Below are 21,062 nucleotides of genomic sequence, written 5' to 3'. Positions count from 1 at the left end.
GGCATCGCCATGCCCGCGCCTGCGACAGGCTTGCGCCGCCTCGCCGCCTCGCCCCTAGCGCGAGGCTTCCGCCGTGACGCGCTGGTAGGCCAACCCGGCCAGCGCCACGTCCTGCAGCCCCACGCCGACCGCCTTGTAGATCACGATGTCGTCGGCGCTGCGGCGCGCGGCGACCTTCCCGGCCAGCACATCGCCCAGCTCGAGGATGCGACCTGCGTCCAGCACGCCTTCGCCCGCACGGACCAGGTCGCCAGCTTCCCGCATGGACTGCGCGCGCCATTCCACCACCAGCGCCGACGCCCGCGCCAGCGCCGTGTCGTCCAGCTCGCGCGCATGCGGCAGGCTGGAGCCGACCGCGGCGATGAAGGCGCCCGGCTTGAGCCAGCCGCCGTCGAACAGCGGCTCGGTCGAACGCGAGGCCGTGACCACGATGTCGGCCTCGCGCACCAGCTGTTCGGGCCCGGCGACTGTCACATCCACCCCGCATCGTTCCGACAGGCGCTGCGCCAGGCCGTCGGGCGCATATGGATCGCAGACCAGGATGCGGCACAGCGGGAAGGCCAGCGCGAGCTGCTGCGCATGCTGGACGCCCTGCACGCCGGCGCCGAACAGGCCCAGCACCGACGCGTCGGGACGGGCCATCCGGCGCGCGGCCAGCACCGAACAGGCCGCCGTGCGCAGCCGGGTGATGGCGCCGGCGTCGAACGAGGCCAGCGGGCGGCCATCTTCGGTCGAGAACAGCAGGATCACGAACTGGAATTGCCCCTTGATGGTGGTGTAGACCTTGGCGCCGGTCACGCCCTGCGCCGGAATCACCGCGCCCAGCGTCGACAGCTTGACGCCGCCGGCCTCGGTGCGGATGCGTTCCTGCATCGCGGCATCGCCGGCGGAAAAGCTGACGAAGGCGTCGCGCATGGCGTTTTCGGCATCGGCGGCGCTGACATGGCGCTCGATCTGCTCATCGGTAATATGGATCAAGGGGCTTCCTTTCTTCAGGTAGGGGAAATAGCGGGGGCCGGAGAGGACGCAGGGGATGCAGGCGGCTGCCGCAGCGACGCATTGGCGGCGTTGTGCACATGCTGGGCCGCCAGCAGCGCCGCCAGTTCGGCATTGCCGACGATGACGGCCTGCAGGATCTGCGCATGTTCTTCCCAGTTCTGGCGGGCGCGCTGCGGCCCGCCGTTCGCGAAAAGCATCACGGTGCGGGTGCGCAGCGAGCGCACCATGTCGGTCAGCACGTCGTTGCCGGCTACCGTCGCCAACAGTTCATGAAACCGGTTGTTCAGGTCGGCCAGCAATTCGGCATTGTCGGTCTTGGCCGCTTCGATGCCCATGTTGAGCACCGCCGTCAGCGAGGCGACTGCGCTGTCGTTGCGGCGCTGTGCGGCCAGCTTGGCATTGAGCCCTTCCAGCGTTGCGCGGACTTCGACCAGGTCGCGGGCGACTTCCTGCGACAGGAAGGCGACCGACGCGCCGCGCCGCGGCTCGATGGTCACCAGTCCTTCGGAGGCCAGTTCGCGCAGCGCCTCGCGCACGGGAATGCGCGAAGCGCCAAGTTCATCGGCCAGGCGTCCCTCGATCAGGCGCGTGCCGGTTTTCAGTTCTCCGCTGAGGATGCGGGCGCGCAAGGTGTCGCGGATCACGGCGCCGAGGGAAACGTGCTGGTCTGCGACCTTGGCCGGTATAGCATTGCGATCGGATGAGGTAAAACCGGAACTGGACATGGTAGCGCCACTAGGAAATTGGATATAAAACATTGTATGCCAGCCGCACCCGATGGGAGCAGCTGTGCACCAGCACCAAGCGTCCTTCCTTCCGTCCTGCACTGGCAGGCAGCAGCCATTCAGTATTCGGGAGCGACAAAACCCATCCTATTTAAAGCACCTAATAATATATTGTATACCGTTAGCCCGGGTATTTACAGGTACGAGCGCCTTGGGCAATAGCGTGAGGCCCGGTAGGCACAGCAATGGGAACGGTTCTTGCTGAGGAAGTAGTCCAGTGCTGCCTCATCTTTCTCCCGACTTGCTTATTGCTGGTGTCGAGTAAACGGTATACAGTGTACCAAGTTGGATGGAGACAGTTTTCTATAATTATTCTTTGGGATGACGCAATGCAAAATGCCATTACGCTTACCGCTGCTCACTGGTTTTACCTCGCGGGGGTCGCCGCTGTCGTAGTCACCATGATTTTCCGGGCCAATGTGGTCGTGCCCTCGGTAATCGCCACTTTTCTGGTGGTGCTCGCACTTACCGGCAGCCTGGTTAGCGCACTTGGCGGCATTTTCACCGCCAGCCTGGTTGCCGCCAAGGAGCTGTTCAATATCTTCCTGGTCATCGCCTTCATGACCGCACTGCTCAACGCGCTCAAGACCATACAGTCGGACGTGCGCATGGTCGAGCCGTTCCGGATGGTGATGAAGAACGGCCATGTCGCCTATTTCGTGCTGGCGGCCATCACCTATGTCATCTCGCTGTTCTTCTGGCCGACGCCGGCCGTGCCCCTGGTGTCGGCGATCCTGCTGCCCGCCGCGATCGCCGCCGGCCTGCCGCCTCTGGCCGGCGCGATGGCGATCGCCATCGCGGGGCAGGGCATGGCGCTGTCATCCGACTATGTGATCGGCGTCGCGCCCGGCATCAGCGCCAAGGCCGCCGGCGCCGGCGTCAGCGCAGCCCTGGTGGCGGACCGCGCGCTGGTGCTGTCGCTGATCACCGGCGTGATTGCGCTTGTCCTGGGCTACGTGATGACCCGCAGGACCTTCCTTGCGCCCAGCGCGCTTCACCTGGAAAAGTGGCAGTCGACGACGGGCGACGTCGAAGACATCAAGAAGCCAGGCACGTTCGAAAAGGCCGAGATTGCGCATGGCACCGAGCGCGCGCCGCTCGCCACCGAGTCGGACATCGACAAGGTGATGTCGCTGCAGAGCCGCCGCCGCAACCGCTGGTCCAAGGTGTTCGCAGTGGTCACGCCGATCGCGTTCCTGGCAGTGGTACTGGTGATGGTGCTGCCGAAGATGAAGACCGGGCTGCCCGACCTGAAAGGCAGCGACGCCGCGGCGCTGGTGGGCGGCGTCGCCGCGCTGCTGATGATGCTGGTCACGCTGGCGTCGGTGGGGCCGCGCCGCATGCTCAACGTGTGCCCCGACCACATCACCGACGGCCTCGTGTTTGCGTTCAAGGCGATGGGCTCGGTGCTGCCCATCGCGGGCTTCTTCTTCCTGGGCGCCGGCGAGACCGTGGCCCAGGTGCTGGGCGTGGCCGCCAACCAGGCGCCCAACCTGCTGTTCGAGCTGGTCCAGGCCGGCAAGGACTTCATTCCCGACAGCCGCATCTTCGTTGCCTACGGCGTGCTGCTGGTCGGCATGATCACCGGCATCGACGGCTCCGGCTTTGCCGGCCTGCCGCTGACCGGCGCACTGTCGGGCGCGCTCGGCCCGGTGGTCGGCCTCAACCCCGCGACCCTCGCAGCGGTCGGGCAGATGGGCGCGGTCTGGACCGGCGGCGGCACGCTGATCGCCTGGTCTTCGCTGATCGCGGTTGCTGGATTTGCCCGGGTGCCGGTGCTGGACGCGGTGCGCATGCTGATGGTGCCGGTGCTTACCGGCCTCGCGGTGGCGACGCTGGCCGCGACCCTGCTCTGGTAGCCCGCGCCGTCTTCGCGGACAGGGAGCAAGCACATGCCCGCGGCCGACAAGCCATCCCGCAGCGCGACCGGCCGCCGCAGCATGATCGCCACCGGCAACCCGCTGGCCGCGTCGGCGCCCGCGGCATGCTGATCCGGCTTGCAGCCTGCGGAGAGCCGCTGGAGCCGGCGCTGGCGTCTCTACGCTGGCGACTGGAAGCGGGCGACACGCTCGCCTGCGTAAAAGGGACGACGGACGACGTGGTGCGTGCGCTGCGGGACGTAGGTGATGCCGCGCCGGTGGCTGGGCAGGGCGAACCGGCCGGGCGCAGCGACTTCGGCGGCGCATCGGACCCGCGCAAGGACGGCATTGAGGTAGCCGACTAAGTAAGCCAGGCAGATTGCGCCGGGCCGGGACTGACGACTGGCACGGTATCCGGCCAGGCACTGAATGTAAAAATCGTCCACCCCGCTAGACAAACAAAGCAAACGGTATACAATATACTTAAACGTGGCAGCCTGGCAGGCAGCCGACTTGCAGGACCCCTGGCCGGGCGCAGCATCCCGCCGGAAGAAGCGCAATGCAGCATGGCGCGCTTTTCCTTACCGACCTTTCAATTTCAATGGAGATACCCATGACTGCATTAATGAACAGAGATGAGTTTCGCACCGCGCTGGAGAACGCGATCAAGGGCAGGAGCGCCAATGCGTCGCCGTTCAGCCTGGCCTGGGCCAACGGCACGCTGAGCCGGGAACACCTGGCGCGCTGGGCGGAAAACCATTACCACTACGTCGGCCCGTTCGCCGACTACCTCGGCTACCTGTATGCCCGCATGCCGGAGCGCTACACCGAGGCCAAGGACTTCCTGCTGGCCAATATGTATGAAGAGGAAATCGGCGGCGACCGCCACACCGACCTGCTGATCCGCTTCGCCGAGGCCTGCGGCACCACCCGGGAGCGCGTGACCGACCCGGACAACATGTCGCCGACCACGCTGGGACTGCAGAGCTGGTGCTACGCGGTGGCGATGCGCGAAGACCCGATCGTGGCCGTCGCCGGCCTGGTGGTCGGCCTGGAATCGCAGGTGCCGTCCATCTACCGCAAGCAGACGCCGACGCTGCGCGAGAAATACGGCTTCACCGACGAGGAAGTGGAATTCTTCGACCTGCATATCTCGTCCGATGAGATCCACGGCGAGCGCGGCTACCAGATCGTGCTGGAGCATGCCAATACGCCCGAGCTGCAGCAGCGCTGCCTGAAGATCTGCGAACTCGGCGCCCGCATGCGCCTGCTGTATACCACGGCGCTCTATCACGACTACGTCGAGCAGCGCAGCGAAGCGCCGGCCCTGGCCGCCGCCTGAGCTCGCCAGACATGCCAGAAGGACGCGCAGCCCGCCCCGGGCAGCGGCGGCGCGTTCGTCGGTTCCGCATCTCTTGAACAAGGCCATGCAATGAGCAATTCACAGCAATTTTCCAATTACATCGATGGCGAATGGACCGTGAGCGTCACCGGCCGCACCTTCGAGAACCGCAACCCCGCCGACAGCCGCGACCTGGTCGGCCTGTTCCAGGCTTCCAGCGCGGACGATGCGCGCCAGGCCGTGCGCGCCGCCGCCGCCGCCTTTGAAGCCTGGAAGAAAACCCCGATCTCCAGGCGCGCCGCCATGCTCAACAGCGCGGCCGCCTACCTCGAGCAGAATGCGCAGCGCTTCGGCGAGGAGCTGATGCGCGAAGAGGGCAAGTCGCTGGCGCTGGCGCGGGACGAGGTGATGCGCTCGGCCCAGACGCTGCGCTTCTACGCGGTCGAAGGCCAGAGCTTCGGCGGCGAGACCTATCCGAACGACGACCCGGACATGACGGTCTACAGCCTGCGCGAGCCGCTGGGCGTGGTCACCGTGATCGCGCCGTGGAATTTTCCGATCTCCATCCCGGCGCGCAAGATCGCGCCGGCGCTCATCACCGGCAATACCGTGGTCTTCAAGCCGTCGAGCGAAGCGCCGCTCGCCGGGCTGCGGCTGACCGAGGCGCTGGCACAGGCCGGCATCCCGAAAGGCGTGCTCAACCTCGTCACCGGCCGCGCCGGCGACATCGGCGCCGCCATTACCGAGGCGCCGGAAGTGCGAGCGATTTCCTTCACCGGCTCGACCGGCGCCGGCCGTCACATCCACCGCTCGGTGCCGATGACGACTCGCACCCAGATGGAGCTGGGCGGCAAGAACCCATTGATCGTGATGGAAGACGCGGACCTCGATCTCGCGGTCGACCTCGCCGTCAAGGGCGGGTTGTCGCTGTCGGGCCAGGCCTGCACCGGCACCAGCCGCATCCTGGTGATGTCGCAGGTCAGGTCGGCCTTCACCGACAAGCTGCTGGCGAAGGTCAGGACGATGAAGGTCGGCAGCGGCTCCACCGCGGGCGCCGACATCGGTCCCCTGGCGAGCGAGAAGCAGATGGAAAACGTGCTGTCCTATGTCGCCATCGGCAAGCAGGAAGCGACCCACCTGGCCGGCGGCGAGCGGCTGCGGGACGGCGACCTGGCGCACGGCTATTACGTCGCGCCGGCGGTCTTCACCGACGTCACCCAGCAGATGCGGATCGCCCGCGAGGAAATCTTCGGGCCGGTGCTGGCGATCATCGAGGTCGACAGCTACGAGGACGCGATCGCCAAGGCCAACGACACAGAGTACGGCCTGTCGGCGGCGATCGTCACCGCCAACCCGCGCTACAGCCACCGCTTCGCGCATGACATCCAGTCCGGCACGGTCAAGATCAACCGCACGACCACCGGCAACCTGATCAATGCGCCGTTCGGCGGGCTGAAGTCGTCGAGCACCTCGACATTCCGCGAGTCCGGGCGCACCGGCCTCGAGTTCTACACCCAGATCAAGACGGTATACCGCGGCGCCTGAGCGCCCGGTCGAAAAAGGACAGACATGAAACAGGCAATCAAGCTGGAACTGCGCGAAGCGCGGCTGATGATCGCGGCGGCCATCGAAAAGGCGCGCCAGATCAATGTGCTCGAAACCATCTGCGTGGTCGACGACGGCGGTTATCCGCTGGCCATGGATCGGATGGACGGCGCCCGCATCACCGGCCCGCAGATCGCGTGGAACAAGGGGTTCACCGCTGCCGGCCACAAGCGCTCCACGCATCTGTTCAACACCGCGCCCAACGGCCCGGCGCTGCCCGGCAACGAAGCCTTCGGCATCCAGTGGAGCTTCGATGGCAAGTTCGCCGTCTTCGTCGGCGGCTTCCCGGTAGTGGTCAATGGCGAGGTCATCGGCGGCGTCGGCCTGAGCGGCGGCAACGGCGAGCAGGACACCGCATGCGGCGTGGCCGCGCTGCAGGCGCTGAAGGACGCGCTGGCCGGCGAAGGCTATGACGTTCTGGTGGAAGCGGATATCAAGAAATAAGGCATTCCCGGCCGGTCCGGGCAGCAGACGGGGCACAAGATGGCATACCAGGTAATGTTGTTCAATTCGGATAAGCGCTTCAGCGTCGAGGACGGCGAGTCCGTGCTAGATGCGGCGCTGCGCGCCGGCGTTGCGCTGGCCCACGACTGCCGCATGGGCGGCTGCGGCACCTGCCGCGTGCGGCTGCTCGACGGCACGGTGTCGTACGAGGACGAGCCGTTCGGCCTGACGCCGGAGGAAGCGGCGGACGGCTATGCGCTGGCATGCCAGGCGCGGCCGCACAGCGACCTGGTCATCGAGCCGGGCATTGCCGAGGCGACGCCGGAGCCGCGCCGCCACAGCGCGGTGGTGCGCGACGTGCGACCCCTGTGCGGCAGCGTCAATCACCTGCTGCTCGACGTGGAAGGCGACGAGCCGCCGCTTTTCCTGGCCGGACAGGACAGTACATGAACGTCCACCTGGAGGACGGCTCGGTGCGCAGCTTCTCGATGGCGTCGGCGCCGGCGGGCAGCCAGCTCGACTTCCATGTCAGGCGCGTCCCGGGCGGCAATTTCACCGACCGTCGCCTGGCGCAGTTGCGCGCCGGCGACCGGCTCGACATCACGCTGCCGCTGGGCGCCTTCCATTACCGCAGCGCGGACTACCGGCCGCTGATCATGGCCGCCACCGGCACCGGGCTGGCGCCGATGCGCGGCATCCTGCAGTCGCTGATGGACGACCCGGATTGCCCGCCGGTGGCGCTGTATTGGGGCATGCGCGACGAAGCCGACCTGTATCTGGACGAGGAAATCCGGTCCTGGGGCGACCGGCTGTACGACTTCCAGTACGTGCCGGTGCTGTCACGGCCCGGCCCCGGCTGGACCGGCCGCCGCGGCTATGTGCAGCAGGCGGTGGTGCAGGATTTCGGCAGCCTGGAAGAGCATGCGCTCTACCTGTGCGGCTCGCCGGCGATGATCCGAGACGCCCGGCAGCTTTTCTTGGCCCACGGCGCCAGCGCCGCCCACATCTACACCGACAGCTTCAGCTTTGCCCACGACCTGGCCGGCGAGCCTGCCGCGGCCTGAGCACGATCCCGATCAACCGAGACGCGGACATAGCCATGCCGAAAATTTTGCTGCACAAGAACGGCCGGATCCATGAAGGCGAGGTCAAGGAAAACACCAACCTCGTCGTGCGGGCCGGCATCAAGCAGTTCCCCTATCCCAACCTGTCCTATGGCTGCGGCATGGGCAAGTGCGCCAAGTGCGCCTGCATCGTCATCCGCGGCGGCGAGCAGCTGCCGGCGCCCAACTGGAAGGAAAAGAAACAACTCGGCGACAAGCTAGACGAAGGCTACCGGCTCGCATGCCAGCTCTGGATCGAGCATGACATCGAACTGAGCCAGGACAACATCGACCCGGCGCTGGCGGCACGCGGCGACGGCATTACCCGCATCGCCTGACGCTACGAAAAGCCTGCGCCATGTACATCATCCTGACCAGCAAGCCCGGACAGTACCGCACCGACCCGGCCGACGGCATGCGTCCGGTCGAGCAGTACGACTACCTCTTCTGCGGCAGGAAGCGCGCTGTGTTCGTGCTGGCCGAGACGACGGGCGAGGGCAAGGTCATCATCACCGAAGAAGGCGAAGGCAGCGCGGTCAACCACGTGCCGGCCAAGTTCCTGCCGCGTTTTCCCACGATAGAGGAAGCGCGGCGCGAACTGGAGGCGCTGTCGGGCTTCGGCTCGCTGGACATCGAATTGGTGCGCGTCCTTTGAATCAAACCGGCCGCGCAGCCCCAGGAAAACCACATGATAGAAGTCACGTTCATCACCAACGGCAACAAGGTCGCCACCGCGCCCGACAACAGCAACCTGCTGCGGGTCTCGCTGCGCGAACAGGGCGGCATCCCCTTCCTGTGCGGCGGCGGCAAGTGCGGCACCTGCAAGTGCAGGATAGAGCAGGGCATCGAGCATACCGACAAGGTCAAGGACAAGGAACGCAAGCACCTGACGCAGGAAGACCTGGACCAGGGCTACCGGATGGCCTGCCAGACCTTTGTCCTGGAGGGCAGCATCAGCGTGTCCTGGGTGCCCAAGAAGAAGGCATGAACCACCCCCGCCGCAGCGGCCGGCCTGACGGGACAGGCGCCGCATGACAATGTCGCCGGCTACACTGGCCGTGGTCGGCCTGACCTTCATGCTGGCAGGCATGGTCAAGGGCGTGATCGGCATGGGCCTGCCCACAGTTGCCATGAGCGTGCTCGGCCTGTTCATGGCCACGCCCGAAGCCGTCGCGCTGCTCGCGGTGCCGACGCTGGTGACGAATACCTGGCAACTGCTGAGCGGGCCGCGTTTCGGCCAGCTGCTGCGCCGGCTGGCGCCGCTGCTGCTCACTTTGCTGGCCGGCGCGTTTTTCGGCTCCAGGCTGCTGGCGCATGGCGCGCTGGTGGCCGGCATCCTGGGCGGCGTACTGGCGGCCTATGGCGTGTTCGGCCTGCTCGCGCCGCAGTTTTACGTGCCGCCGCGGCTGGAACGGCGGCTCGCGCCAGCGGTCGGCCTGCTGTCCGGCATGCTGTACGGCGCCTCCGGGCTGGCGGTCATTCCGCTGATCCCCTACCTGATTTCGCTGAAGCTCGACAAGGACGAACTGATACAGGCGTTCGGCCTGACCTTCAGCACCTGCGCGATCGGCCTGAGCCTGGGCCTCCTGGGCGGCGGGCGGATGGCCATGTCGGTGACCTGGACCTCGCTGCTGGCGCTGCTGCCGGCCATGGCGGGCATGCTGGCGGGCCAGCGCATCCGGCACCGGATGAAGCCGGAGGTGTTTCGCCGCTGCTTCATGATCTGGATGCTGGCGATCGGCTTGTACATGCTGGGACGCGCGGTCCTCTAGCGCCTGCATCCTTGCGCGTTTGGCCGCCGGCGCCGCGCCGGTAAAACGTGGCCGGCCGGCAACCCGGATGGATTTGCCGGCTCCCGCCTGCGCCTTCCGGCGCATCCTTGTCCCACAAGCCACCTCCGCCGCGCTCAACAGAGTAGACTACGTCCCTTGTTTTTCCACCGCTTCCGCCATCTGTGAGTCCCGCCATGTCTGAAACACCCTTCCCGCTGTTTGCCGAATTGAACCTTGGCGAACCCATCCTGCGCGTACTGAACGAGCTGGGCTACGAGACGCCGTCGCCGATCCAGGCCGCCACCATCCCGCTGCTGATGTCCAACCGCGACGTGCTGGGGCAGGCGCAGACCGGCACCGGCAAGACCGCCGCCTTCGCGCTGCCCATCCTGGCGCGCCTCGACATCCGCCAGAGCGCGCCGCAGGCGCTGGTGCTGGCGCCGACGCGGGAACTGGCGATCCAGGTGGCCGAGGCCTTCCAGCGCTATGCGACGCATATCCCCGGCTTTCACGTGCTGCCGATCTACGGCGGCCAGAGCTACGGCCCGCAGCTGAGCGCGCTGCGGCGCGGGGTGCACGTGGTGGTGGGTACACCGGGACGGGTGATCGACCACCTGGAAAAGAATTCGCTGGACCTGTCGCAGGTGAAGACGCTGGTGCTGGACGAGGCCGATGAAATGCTGCGCATGGGCTTCATCGACGATGTCGAGACCATCCTGCAGAAAACCCCGGCGTCGCGCCAGACCGCGCTGTTCTCGGCCACCATGCCGTCGGCGATCAAGCGCATCGCGCAGACCTATCTGCAGAACCCGCAGGAAGTGACGATCGCCGCCAAGACCGGCACCGCCGACAACATCCGCCAGCGCTACTGGCTGGTCAGCGGCATGCAGAAGCTCGACGCGCTGACCCGCATCCTGGAAGCGGAAACCTTCGACGGCATGATCATCTTCGCCCGCACCAAGCTGGGCACCGAGGAGCTGGCCGGCAAGCTGCAGGCGCGCGGCTTCTCGGCGGCGGCCATCAACGGCGACATCAACCAGCAGCAGCGCGAGCGCACGATCCAGATGCTGAAGGATGGCAAGATCGACATCCTGGTGGCGACCGACGTCGCCGCCCGCGGGCTGGACGTGGAGCGCATCAGCCACGTGATCAACTATGACGTGCCGCACGATCCGGAAAGCTATACCCACCGGATCGGCCGCACCGGCCGCGCCGGGCGCAGCGGCGAGGCTATCCTGTTCATCACGCCGCGCGAGAAGGGCCTCTTGCGCGTGATCGAGCGGGCGACGCGGCAGCCGGTGTCGCCGCTGACGCTGCCCAGCATCGAGGCGGTCAACGACGTGCGCATCGCGCGCTTCAAGGACCAGATCGCCGATACGCTGGCCGCCGGCGGGCTGGACATCTACCGCTCGCTGATCGAGGACTACGAGCGCGAACGCAATGTGCCGGCGGTGGAAATCGCCGCCGCGCTGGCCAGCATGGCCCGCGGCGATGTGCCGCTGCTGCTGGAAAAGCCGCGCCGTGATGCGCAGCCGGAACGTTTTGCCAGCGAGGAAAGGCCGGCTCGCTTCGAGCGCGCCGAACGCAGCGAGCGGCCCGAACGTGCGGAGCGCTTCGAGCGCGCCGAGCGTCCGGAACGCTTCGAACGCAGCGACCGGCCGGCGTCGCCACGGGCGGAACGCGGCGAGCGCACCGAACGGCCTTCCGACGCCGGCATGGCCCGCTACCGGATCGAGGTCGGCGCGATGCATGGCGTCAAGCCCGGCAATATCGTCGGCGCGATCGCCAATGAAGCCGGGATAGACGGCAAGAGCATCGGCCGCATCGACATCAACGACGACCACACGCTGCTCGACATGCCCGAGGGCCTGCCGGAAGACATCGTCAGCAAGCTCCAGGGCGTGCGCATCGCCGGCCGCCAGCTGCACCTGAGCCGGGCCGGCGCGCAGGCGGCAAGCCCGGCGGCAGCGCCCGTGGCCCGTGAAGCCGCGCCGCGGCCGGAACGCGCCGAGCGCACCGAACGGCCGGAGCGCACCGAACGCGCCGCGCCCGCCGCGGCACGTGAACCGGCTGCACGTGAACCAGCCCCGCGCACCGAGCGCACCGAGCGCACCGAGCGCCCGCCGCGCGCGGAAGCGCCGGAACGCGACGCTGCGACCCGCAAGGAGCGCAAGCCCAAGAGCGACATCGGAATGGAACGCTACCGGATCGAGGTCGGCAACGCGCATGGCGTCAAGCCGGCCAACATCGTCGGCGCGATCGCCAACGAAGCCGGGCTGGACGCCAAGTACATCGGCCATATCGAGATACTCGACGACCACAGCGTGCTGGACCTGCCGGAAGGCATGCCCAAGGAATTGCTGCAGCACCTGAAGACCGTCTGGGTCGCCGGCCAGCAACTGCGCATCAGCCATGCGGACGGCCCGCCGGCCGCGGCCAAGCCGGCTTCCGGCAAGATCACGCTGACCGTGCCCAAGCGCGGCGCCGAGCGCCGGGTGGAAGACAAGAAGGCCGGCGCCAAGCCGCATCGCAAGGGCGGCAAATCGAAGTAGGGGAAGGAAACGAAGCAGGCGAGGCAGCTGGAATTTCATCAGCGGCGCGCCTGACCAAGCATTTTTTCGGGCTGCGGCGGCGCGGGCGCGGGCGCGGAGGGCGGCGCAATGCAGCGCACGCTGCCGGCGCCCTGCGACAGGCTTTTCCAGCCGGCCGCGGACCCGGCGGCCAGGCCGGGTCCGGGCGTGGCGCCTAGCCCAGCGAGCCGTTCCCGGCCAGCTCCCTGACCGTGCGTATGGTGTCGATGTCGGACTCCTGGTAGGCCGAACGGCGGAACTCGTTGTAGAAGGCTTCCGCCGGGTCTTCGCCGGTCTTGTGGTCGTCGTAGATGAAGCGCACGTACAGCACGCCCGGCTGCGGCTCCTCGATCGTCATGGTCAGGTCCGACATCGGGATGTCGTTCTGCTGCGGCACGTGGTAATGCACCTGCATCTGCGGCAGGTAGCTGACGCGGTCGCGGATCACCGTTTCGCCATAGCGCAATTCGCGCTCGACCAGCGCGGCCGATTTTTCCAGGATGTCGCAGGCGTCGAGATGCGGCACGAACATCTTGGGCTGCTCGGCCCGCAGCACCAGCCCGCGCCAGAGTTGCGCGCGCGACAGCGGCTCGATCAGGGGATTCAGGGGGTCGTTGATTTCAACGAGATGGGAAAATTTCATGGCAGCAGCGCGCCGTGGACAGCCTGCGGCGCTCGATCGGAATTTGGGGAAGAGGGGACTTTACCATGAGTGCATCGGGGTGCGGGCATGCATTCGCCGGACCTGGTGGCCGGAGCGCATCGCCGCTGCCGATCGCGCCGCGCCGGACCGGTTTCCCGCTAACCGCTACAATAGCCTGCTTCTTTTCGAGGTACCTCCCCGCATGTCCACCACCCCCCAGTTTGGCCTGAATGCCCCGCAGCGCGAAGCCGTCAAGTACATGGACGGGCCGTGCCTGGTGCTGGCCGGCGCCGGCTCCGGCAAGACCCGGGTCATCACGCAAAAGATCGCGCACCTGATCGAGGAGTGCGGCTACGATGCGCGCCACATCGCCGCGCTGACCTTCACCAACAAGGCCGCGCTCGAAATGCAGGAGCGCATCGCCAAGCTGCTCAAGGAGCCGCGGCTGGCCAAGCAGCTCACCGTGTCCACCTTCCACTCGCTGGGCGTGCAGATCCTGCGGCGCGAGGCGCGCGAGCTGGGCCTGAAGGACCGCTTCTCCATCATGGACAGCGACGACTGCTTCTCGCTGGTGCAGGACATGGCGATGACGACCGACAAGCAGCTGATCCGCCGCATCCAGAACACCATCTCGCTGTGGAAGAACGGCCTGGTCGATGCCGACACCGCCATCAGGCAGGCCGTGACGGAGGACGAGGCCCAGGCCGCGCGCATCTACCGCGACTACGTGGCCACGCTGGCGTCCTACCAGGCGGTCGACTTCGACGACCTGATCCGGCTGCCGGTGCAGCTGTTCCAGTCCAACGACACGGTGCGCGACAAGTGGCAGCGCAAGCTGCGCTACCTGCTGGTCGACGAATACCAGGACACCAACACCTGCCAGTACGAGCTGGTCAAGCTGCTGGTGACGGGCGTGGGCAAGAAGCCGATGTTCACCGCGGTGGGCGACGACGACCAGGCCATTTATGCGTGGCGCGGCGCGACGATCGAGAACCTGCGCACGCTGCAGGTCGACTTCCCCGACCTGAAGGTGATCAAGCTCGAGCAGAACTACCGCTCCAGCACCCGCATCCTGCAGGCGGCCAACTCGGTCATTGCCAATAATCCCAAGTTGTTCGAGAAGGCGCTCTGGTCCGAGCACGGCCTCGGCGACCCGGTCAAGGTGCTGGCCATGCAGGACGACGAGCACGAGGCCGACCAGGTCGCCATCATGCTGTCGGCCCACCGCTTCGAGCGGCGCGGCAAGTTCTCGGACTACGCGATCCTGTACCGCGGCAACCACCAGGCCAGGGTGTTCGAGCAGGCGCTGCGGCGCGAGCGCATCCCGTATGTGATGTCGGGCGGCCAGAGCTTCTTCGACCGCGCCGAGATCAAGGACATCATGAGCTACCTGCGGCTGGTGGCGAACTCGGACGACGACCCGGCCTTCATCCGCGCGGTGACGACGCCCAAGCGCGGCGTCGGCAAGTCGACGCTGGAAGTGCTGGGCAATTTCGCCGGCCAGTGGCAGTGCTCGCTGTTCGAGGCGGTGTTCAAGGGCGGCATCGAGGCCAAGCTGCCGGAGCGGCAGCTGACGCCGCTGCGCGACTTCGCCACCTTCATCAACCAGCTCGAGTCGCGCGCGCACCGGCCCGGCGAGACCGCAGGCGAAGTGCTGGACGACATGATGAAGGCGATCAACTACGAAGCCTACCTGTACGACGCCTTCGACGACCGCGGCGCGCAGGGCAAGTGGCAGAACGTGATCGACTTCACCAGCTGGCTGAAGGAAAAGGGCACCGGCGGCCGCGACGGCGCAAGTGCCGAGAAAAGCCTGCTGGACCTGACCCAGATGGTCGCGCTGATGACCATGCTCGAAGGGAAGGACGAGGAGCCGGACGCGGTGCGGCTGTCGACGCTGCATGCGTCCAAGGGGCTGGAGTTCCCGCACGTGTTCCTGGTCGGCGTGGAGGAGGGCATCCTGCCGCACAAGGGCGACCCGGACGCGCCGATGGAGCTGATGGGCGCGCGCATCCAGGAAGAACGGCGGCTGATGTATGTCGGCATCACCCGCGCCCAGCGCACACTGCACATCACCTGGTGCAAGAAGCGCAAGCGGGCGCGGGAAAGCATCAACTGCGACATGTCGCGCTTCATCAAGGAGATGAAGCTCGACGAGGGCGACGCGGTGCCGACCGAGGCCGAGACCATCACGCCGCAGAACCGGCTGGCCAACCTGAAGGCGCTGCTGCAGAAGCCCAGGGCGTCATGAAGGCCGGCGCGGTGCGCAATCCGCATGGCCTGCCGGTCAAGGTATGCGCCGCCTGCGGCCGGCCGTTCACCTGGCGCCGCAAGTGGGCGCTGAACTGGGACACCGTGCGCTACTGTTCCGACGCCTGCCGCACCGGCAGGAACACATCGAATAAAACCGGAGGAAAGCAGCATGGATGACGAACGCCTGGTCGACATCGAAATCAAACTGGCGCGGCAGGAAGACCTGCTCGACTCGCTCAACAGCACGGTCTACCGGCAGCAGCGCCGCATCGATGAACTCGAAGCGCTGTGCGGCCTGCTCGCCAAGCGCATTGCCGAAGCCGGGCAGGGCAGCGGCGGCGACGGGCTCAACGCGCATGAACCACCACCACACTACTGACATCGCCATGGAACAGGACAAGGACGCCGAGCTGAAGACACGGCTCAACCAGGAAACCTCGAAACTCAGATGGACCGAACTGCAGCGCCATTACGCCGGCGGCAACGTCGTCGCGGTCGACGAGACGCTGGACCTGATCGCAGTCGCGGTCGCCATCGCCCGCGACGACGCCGCGGCGGTGAAGAAATGGATGGCCGACGGCCGCCTGGCCCGCGTCAGCGATATCCAGGCCGCGGCATGGCTGCAGGTGGACCTGGAAATGTGGGCGGTGGTGGTCAAGCCGTGGGTGCTGGTGCAGAGGGTGGAGCGGGTGGCAGGGATGAGCGGCCTGCATTGAGAGCCGACTTTCCGGCTGCTATCATTGCATGCATTGATCGCGGAGGAAAATGTCATGGCGAGTCTGACCATCAGGAACCTCGATGAGGAATTGAAGGCGAGACTGCGCGTCGAGGCGGCAGTCCACGGAAATTCAATGGAGGAGGAAGTCCGCTGCATCCTGCGCAAGGCCCTGACCGGCGCACCCTCGGCCAAGGGCCTGGGCAGCCGCATCAGCGCGCGTTTCAAGGCGGTGAATGGGGTCGACCTCGAGTTGCCGCCGCGCGCCGACGCGCCTCGCCCGGCCGACTTCTGACATGCTCGTGCTCGACACCAGCGTGCTGGCGGAGCTGATGCGGCCTGTGCCCGCGCAGGGCGTCGTCGACTGGCTCGACGGGCAGGAAGCGGACAGCCTTTTCATTACCGCCATCACCGTCGCCGAGCTGCGCTACGGCATTGCGCGCCTGCCGGAAGGCAAGCGCAAGGCTGGCCTCCTTGAGCTTGGCACCGCCATCATCCGGGAAGAGTTTGCGGGACGCATTCTCCCGTTCGACGAAGCCGCCGCGATCTGCTATGCCGACGTGGTCTGCGAACGGCAGTCGGCAGGCAGTCCGATCAGCATGGCCGACGCGCAGATCGCCGCGATCTGCCGCGCCCTTCCGGGATTCACTCTCGCTACCCGCAACGTCAAGGATTTCCAGGGCATCCGCCTCGACCTGGTCGATCCGTGGGTTGACCGTTGACGTAAAGACCTGCCCATGCCTGCCCGCCGCATCGCCCACCTCGACATGGACGCGTTCTACGCGTCGGTCGAACTGCTGCGCTATCCCGAACTGCGCGGCCGCGCAGTCGTGATCGGCGGCGGCTCGGCGCACCAGCCGGTGCCCCAGCCCGACGGCACGCACAGCTATTCGCTGCTGCGCAATTACGTCGGCCGCGGCGTCGTCACCACCTCGACCTATGAAGCGCGTGCGCTCGGCGTGTTCTCCGCGATGGGCGTGATGAAGGCCGCCAGGCTGGCTCCCGACGCGGTGCTGCTGCCGACCGACTTCAAGGCCTACCGCCATTACTCGCAGCTGTTCAAGGCGGCCGTGGCGGAGATCGCGCCCGAAATGGAAGACCGCGGCATCGATGAAATTTACCTCGACCTCAGCAGCCACGACGAAGAGACCGAAACGCTGGCGCGGCGGCTGAAACAGGCGGTGCGGGACGCCACCGGCCTGTCCTGCTCGATCGGCGTCGCGCCCAACAAGCTGCTGGCCAAGATCTGCTCCGACCTCGACAAGCCGGACGGCGTGACGATACTGACGCCGGCCGATATCGAGACCCGCATCTGGCCGCTGCATGTGAAGAAGGTCAATGGCATCGGCCCAAAGGCCGTGGAAAAACTCGCGGGGCTGGGCCTGCACACCATCGCCGACCTCGCGCATGTCGACGCCGGCCTTCTGCAGGCCCATTTCGGCCGCAGCTACGCGCTGTGGCTGCAGGATGTGGCGCAGGGGCTGGACGAGCGCCCGGTGGTGACCAGTTCCGAGCCCAAGTCCCTGAGCCGAGAAACCACGTTCGAGCGCGACCTGCATGCGCGGCATGACCGCGACACGCTGTCGGGCATCTTCACCGCGCTGTGCGTCAAGGTGGCCGAGGACCTGAAGCGCAAGGGCTACGTGGGGCGCACCATCGGCATCAAGCTGCGCTATGACGACTTCCGCACCGTCACCCGCGATGTCACGCTGCCGGCGTCGACCGATGACGCGGCAGCGATCCGCCGGGCGGCCGGCGAATGCCTGCGCCGCGTGCCGCTGGAAAAGCGGCTGCGACTGCTCGGCGTGCGCGTCACCGCGCTGACGCCGCGCGGCGCGGCCGGCGACACGCCGGGTCCCAGCCAGGGCGAACTGTCGCTGGCCTGAGCTTCGGCGTCCGGCATTCAGCCCCTGGCGCTCAGCCCGTCACCCGCCCGAAGAACGGATAGCTCGGGTCGTTGTAGCCGGGCGTCGACGCATGGCCGGGCCGCACCAGGCCGTCGACCATCGACTCCTCGGCCGCGTCCAGGCGCAGGTCCAGCGCCGCATAATAATCTTCCATCTGCGCCAGCGTCCGCGGTCCGGCGATGACCGAGCTGATATGCCGGTTGGCCAGCACCCAGGCGGTTGCGAAATGGCTCAGCTGCACGCAGCGGCGGTCGCAGTGCTCCCTGAGCGCCTGCGCAATCAGCAGCGACTCGTCGCGGAATTCGGTTTCCATCATGCGCTTGTCGTTGCGGCCTGCGCGGCTGTCCTCGGGCGGCTTCTGGCCGGGCAGGTATTTGCCGCTCAACACGCCGCGCGCGATCGGGCTGTACGGCACCACGCCCAGGCCGTAATGCGCGCAGGCCGGCAGGATCTCCACTTCCGGCATGCGGTTCAGCAGGTTGTAATACGGCTGGCAGACCACCGGCTGCGGCACGTTGGCCCGTTCGCAGGCGCGCACCACCTCGGCGATGCGCCAGCCGCGGAAGTTGGACAGGCCGAACGAGCGGATCTTGCCGGCGCGGATCAGGTCGCCCAGCGCGCGCACCGCCTCGTCGAGGTTTTCCTCGTGATAGTCGCGGTGCAGGTAAAGGATGTCGATGTAGTCGGTGCCCAGCCGGCGCAGGCTGTTCTCGGTTTCGCGCACGATCCAGCTGCGCGAGTAGTGGCCGCTGTTGGGCTGGCTGCTCATCGGGTTGCCCAGCTTGGTCGCCAGCACCCAGTCGTCGCGCTGGCCGTTCAGCAGGCGGCCGACGATCAGTTCCGACGCGCCCTTGGTATAGACGTCCGCCGTGTCGATGAAGTTGATGCCATGCTCGCGCGCCGAGGCGACGATGCGCCCGGCTTCGGCTTCGTCGGTCTGATCGCCGAACATCATGGTGCCCAGGCAGAGGGCGGAGACTTGCAGGTTGCTGTTGCCGAGGCGGCGGTATTGCATGGTGTTTTCCTTGTCTTCGTGATTGGACGATCGTGCTTGCCGGAGTCAAGTTGAACATAGCACAACACTTTGATGCATGCAGGCGGCGAAGCCGTTGCAAGGCTGGCAAGCTTGTCCTGGTTCAGGTTTTCGCCGTGTAGAATGGCCGCTTTTTGCGACGAAGCCATGTGGTTCAAGAACCTGCAGATCTACCGTTTGCCCGCGCCGTGGGCAATGAATCCCGAACAGCTGGAAGAGAAGCTCGCGCCGCAGGCATTCACGCCCTGCACCAGCATCCAGCTGCAAAGCCAGGGCTGGCTGCCGCCGCGTCCTAACGGCGGCCTGGTGCACACCGTGAACCGCCAGATGCTGCTGCAGCTGGGCACGGAAAAGAAACTGCTGCCATCCTCGGTCATCAACCAGGTCGCCAAGGCCAAGGCCGCCGAGATGGAAGAGCAGCAGGGCTTCAAGCCCGGCCGCAAGCAGATGAAGGAACTCAAGGAGCAGGTCGCCGACGAACTGCTGCCGCGCGCCTTCAGCATCCAGAGCAGCACCTGGGTCTGGATCGACCCGGTCAACGGCTGGATGGTGATCGACACCGGCAGCGCCTCCAAGTCCGAGGACGTGATCCGCCTGCTGCTCAAAGCCGTCGACAAGTTCCCGATGGACACCCTGCGCGTCGCGCAATCGCCGGTCGCGGCCATGACCGAATGGCTGCTGGCCGACGAAGCGCCCGGCGGCTTCACCGTCGACCAGGACACCGAACTGCGCGCCACCGGCGAAGGCAAGGCCACGGTGCGCTACGTGCGCCACACGCTGGAAGCGGCCGACGTGCGCCGCCACATCGAGTCCGGCAAGCAGTGCACGCGCCTGGCGCTGACCTGGGCCGACCGGGTGTCCTTCGTGCTGACCGAGTCGCTGGCGGTCAAGCGCATCGCGCCGCTGGATGTGCTGAAGGAGAATAACGAGGGCAGCTCGCAGAACGATGATGAGCGGTTCGATACCGACATGGCGTTAATGACTGGGGAATTGTCCAAGTTGATCGCGGATCTGGTTGCCGCGTTGGGCGGCGAGATGAGCGATGCGCTGGCGCCGGTGGCAGTGGCGAAGGCGGCCTAGCGGAAGTGTGCGGCTGCGTCGCCATGCAGCGGTGGCGGTTAGCTCCGCGCAGCGACCGTTGCAGTTGCCTGTGAAGTGGCTGTTATCCGCGCAGCGACCGTTGCAGTTGCAGTTGCCGTGGCCGTGGCCGTTGCCGTTGCAGTGAATCCCCGTTAGATGGCGACGCGTCGCCAGTGCCTGAAACGGATAAAGAAGCGTCCGCTGTCTGAGCGGAGCGAGTTTCGGACGCTTCCCGTTTCAGGTGCTGGCGGCGCGTGCAGTCCGCGCAGCGGACCGCCATCGTAGGGGTCGCCTTTTTTGCCCCACTTTTTTGGCGAAGCAAAAAAGCGGGTCGGCTGCCGGGCCGAACACCCGGCTACTCCCCACGGCAGTGAATCCCCAATGTTTCACCTGTCAGCAGACGCAGCATCGGCGCCTTGCGCTGTGGCGCGTATTCCTGACGTGCAGCCGTTGTCAACTGCAAAAGCGGCTTCGCGACGGTGCGCCTGCTGGCGGATGAAGCAATACCGGCTGGCCTGCCGGACGACCTAGCCGGGTTTCGGCCCGGCAGCCGACCTACTTCTCTTGCTTCGCCAAGAGAAGTAGGCAAGAGAAGGCGACCCCGATGATGGCGCCCCGCTGCGCGGGGTGCACACGCCGCCAGCACCGAAATCGGGAAGCGTCCGAAACTCGCTTCGCTCAGACAGCGGACGCTTCTTTATCCGATTTCGGCACTGGCGACGTGTCGCCATCGACGGGGATTCACTGCAACGGCAACGGCCACTTCACAAGCAACCGCAACCGCAACCGCAACGGCAACGGCAACGGCAACGGCAACGGCAACTGTCGCTGCGCGGGGCTAACTGCAACGGCAACTGTCGCTGCGCGGAACGACAAGGTCAACTGCAACTGTCGCTGCGCGCGCAACTCCAAACCATAACGTCCCAGCGCCGACAGCGCCCGTCACACTCCC

23 protein-coding genes and 1 pseudogene are annotated in these 21,062 nt (G+C 66.5%); 20 read left to right on the top strand and 4 right to left on the bottom strand.

The annotated features are described in order from the left end of the window. Positions 1-54: 54 nt before the first annotated feature. Together QOL82_RS13985 and QOL82_RS13980 are read right to left on the bottom strand one after the other, a co-directional pair. Positions 55-978, bottom strand: coding sequence for an ornithine cyclodeaminase family protein (locus QOL82_RS13985; protein ID WP_283442897.1), 924 nt, complete (start codon positions 976-978; stop codon positions 55-57). A gap of 14 nt (positions 979-992) precedes the next feature. Then, positions 993-1,724, bottom strand: coding sequence for a GntR family transcriptional regulator (locus QOL82_RS13980; protein WP_283442896.1), 732 nt, complete (start codon positions 1,722-1,724; stop codon positions 993-995). 389 nt (positions 1,725-2,113) lie between these two features. Between QOL82_RS13980 and QOL82_RS13975 the strand changes: the two genes are divergently transcribed. From QOL82_RS13975 to QOL82_RS13925, 11 genes and pseudogenes are all read left to right on the top strand, one after another. Then, a complete protein-coding gene (locus tag QOL82_RS13975) occupies positions 2,114-3,643 on the top strand; it encodes a hypothetical protein (protein WP_283442895.1) in 1,530 nt (509 codons plus the stop codon). 125 nt (positions 3,644-3,768) lie between these two features. Beyond that, positions 3,769-4,008 carry a hypothetical protein gene (locus QOL82_RS13970; protein ID WP_283442894.1) on the top strand — a complete coding sequence of 80 codons (240 nt, stop codon included), beginning with the start codon at positions 3,769-3,771 and terminating at the stop codon, positions 4,006-4,008. A gap of 248 nt (positions 4,009-4,256) precedes the next feature. Then, a complete protein-coding gene (locus tag QOL82_RS13965) occupies positions 4,257-4,985 on the top strand; it encodes an iron-containing redox enzyme family protein (RefSeq protein WP_283442893.1) in 729 nt (242 codons plus the stop codon). 90 nt (positions 4,986-5,075) lie between these two features. Then, complete coding sequence (locus tag QOL82_RS13960) at positions 5,076-6,530, top strand: aldehyde dehydrogenase family protein (RefSeq protein WP_283442892.1); 1,455 nt, start codon at positions 5,076-5,078, stop codon at positions 6,528-6,530. Between the two features lie 24 nt (positions 6,531-6,554). Further along, positions 6,555-7,034, top strand: a complete 480-nt coding sequence (locus tag QOL82_RS13955) for a GlcG/HbpS family heme-binding protein (RefSeq protein WP_283442891.1) — start codon at positions 6,555-6,557, stop codon at positions 7,032-7,034. Positions 7,035-7,073: 39 nt separating this feature from the next. Continuing rightward, positions 7,074-8,098: pseudogene (locus QOL82_RS13950) on the top strand (2Fe-2S iron-sulfur cluster-binding protein). A gap of 35 nt (positions 8,099-8,133) precedes the next feature. Continuing rightward, positions 8,134-8,475: a 2Fe-2S iron-sulfur cluster-binding protein gene (locus tag QOL82_RS13945; RefSeq protein ID WP_283442890.1), complete on the top strand. Its 342-nt coding sequence runs from the start codon at positions 8,134-8,136 to the stop codon at positions 8,473-8,475. Positions 8,476-8,495: 20 nt separating this feature from the next. Next, entirely contained in the window at positions 8,496-8,792 is a 297-nt protein-coding gene (locus QOL82_RS13940; protein ID WP_283442889.1) for a ferredoxin, read from the top strand. A 33-nt stretch (positions 8,793-8,825) separates the two neighbouring features. Continuing rightward, positions 8,826-9,125 carry a 2Fe-2S iron-sulfur cluster-binding protein gene (locus QOL82_RS13935; RefSeq protein ID WP_283442888.1) on the top strand — a complete coding sequence of 100 codons (300 nt, stop codon included), beginning with the start codon at positions 8,826-8,828 and terminating at the stop codon, positions 9,123-9,125. 43 nt (positions 9,126-9,168) lie between these two features. Further along, a complete protein-coding gene (locus QOL82_RS13930) occupies positions 9,169-9,909 on the top strand; it encodes a sulfite exporter TauE/SafE family protein (protein ID WP_283442887.1) in 741 nt (246 codons plus the stop codon). Between the two features lie 194 nt (positions 9,910-10,103). Beyond that, positions 10,104-12,461 carry a DEAD/DEAH box helicase gene (locus QOL82_RS13925; protein ID WP_283442886.1) on the top strand — a complete coding sequence of 786 codons (2,358 nt, stop codon included), beginning with the start codon at positions 10,104-10,106 and terminating at the stop codon, positions 12,459-12,461. A 193-nt stretch (positions 12,462-12,654) separates the two neighbouring features. On the opposite strand, the gene QOL82_RS13920 is transcribed toward QOL82_RS13925, so the two are convergent. Next, positions 12,655-13,122 (bottom strand): SRPBCC family protein, encoded by a 468-nt coding sequence (locus QOL82_RS13920; protein WP_283442885.1) that lies wholly within the window; start codon positions 13,120-13,122, stop codon positions 12,655-12,657. A 202-nt stretch (positions 13,123-13,324) separates the two neighbouring features. Here QOL82_RS13920 and QOL82_RS13915 point away from each other — a divergent pair, with 202 nt between their 5' ends. From QOL82_RS13915 to dinB, 7 genes are read left to right on the top strand one after another with little or no spacing between them, the layout of a single operon-like run. After that, positions 13,325-15,373 (top strand): UvrD-helicase domain-containing protein, encoded by a 2,049-nt coding sequence (locus QOL82_RS13915; protein ID WP_283442884.1) that lies wholly within the window; start codon positions 13,325-13,327, stop codon positions 15,371-15,373. Next, positions 15,370-15,552 carry a DUF2256 domain-containing protein gene (locus tag QOL82_RS13910; RefSeq protein WP_283442883.1) on the top strand — a complete coding sequence of 61 codons (183 nt, stop codon included), beginning with the start codon at positions 15,370-15,372 and terminating at the stop codon, positions 15,550-15,552. The genes QOL82_RS13915 and QOL82_RS13910 overlap by 4 nt, the downstream gene beginning before the upstream one ends. Next, positions 15,545-15,754 (top strand): SlyX family protein, encoded by a 210-nt coding sequence (locus QOL82_RS13905; protein ID WP_283442882.1) that lies wholly within the window; start codon positions 15,545-15,547, stop codon positions 15,752-15,754. Before QOL82_RS13910 ends, QOL82_RS13905 begins: the two co-directional genes overlap by 8 nt. Next, complete coding sequence (locus QOL82_RS13900; protein ID WP_283442881.1) at positions 15,732-16,091, top strand: DUF2288 domain-containing protein; 360 nt, start codon at positions 15,732-15,734, stop codon at positions 16,089-16,091. The genes QOL82_RS13905 and QOL82_RS13900 overlap by 23 nt, the downstream gene beginning before the upstream one ends. Before the next feature lie 54 nt (positions 16,092-16,145). Next, positions 16,146-16,385 carry a FitA-like ribbon-helix-helix domain-containing protein gene (locus QOL82_RS13895; protein ID WP_283442880.1) on the top strand — a complete coding sequence of 80 codons (240 nt, stop codon included), beginning with the start codon at positions 16,146-16,148 and terminating at the stop codon, positions 16,383-16,385. 1 nt (position 16,386) lies between these two features. Then, the gene (locus QOL82_RS13890; RefSeq protein ID WP_283442879.1) at positions 16,387-16,812 is read left to right on the top strand and encodes a type II toxin-antitoxin system VapC family toxin; all 426 of its coding nucleotides are present in this window, start codon (positions 16,387-16,389) and stop codon (positions 16,810-16,812) included. 9 nt (positions 16,813-16,821) lie between these two features. Beyond that, positions 16,822-17,976: a DNA polymerase IV gene (dinB, locus tag QOL82_RS13885; protein WP_283443029.1), complete on the top strand. Its 1,155-nt coding sequence runs from the start codon at positions 16,822-16,824 to the stop codon at positions 17,974-17,976. 31 nt (positions 17,977-18,007) lie between these two features. Here the strand turns inward: dinB and QOL82_RS13880 are convergent, their stop codons facing one another. After that, a complete protein-coding gene (locus QOL82_RS13880) occupies positions 18,008-19,012 on the bottom strand; it encodes an aldo/keto reductase (protein ID WP_283442878.1) in 1,005 nt (334 codons plus the stop codon). Between the two features lie 165 nt (positions 19,013-19,177). On the opposite strand from QOL82_RS13880, the gene QOL82_RS13875 reads away from it, so the two are divergent. Together QOL82_RS13875 and QOL82_RS13870 are read left to right on the top strand one after the other, a co-directional pair. Beyond that, positions 19,178-20,110: a recombination-associated protein RdgC gene (locus tag QOL82_RS13875; RefSeq protein ID WP_283442877.1), complete on the top strand. Its 933-nt coding sequence runs from the start codon at positions 19,178-19,180 to the stop codon at positions 20,108-20,110. A 604-nt stretch (positions 20,111-20,714) separates the two neighbouring features. Continuing rightward, complete coding sequence (locus QOL82_RS13870) at positions 20,715-21,029, top strand: hypothetical protein (protein WP_283442876.1); 315 nt, start codon at positions 20,715-20,717, stop codon at positions 21,027-21,029. Positions 21,030-21,062 lie beyond the last annotated feature (33 nt).

The sequence above is a fragment of the Noviherbaspirillum suwonense genome, assembly GCF_900182955.1.
In the GTDB taxonomy this organism is placed as follows: domain Bacteria; phylum Pseudomonadota; class Gammaproteobacteria; order Burkholderiales; family Burkholderiaceae_D; genus Noviherbaspirillum_A; species Noviherbaspirillum_A suwonense.
This window is presented reverse-complemented; position numbering and strand designations above follow the sequence as displayed.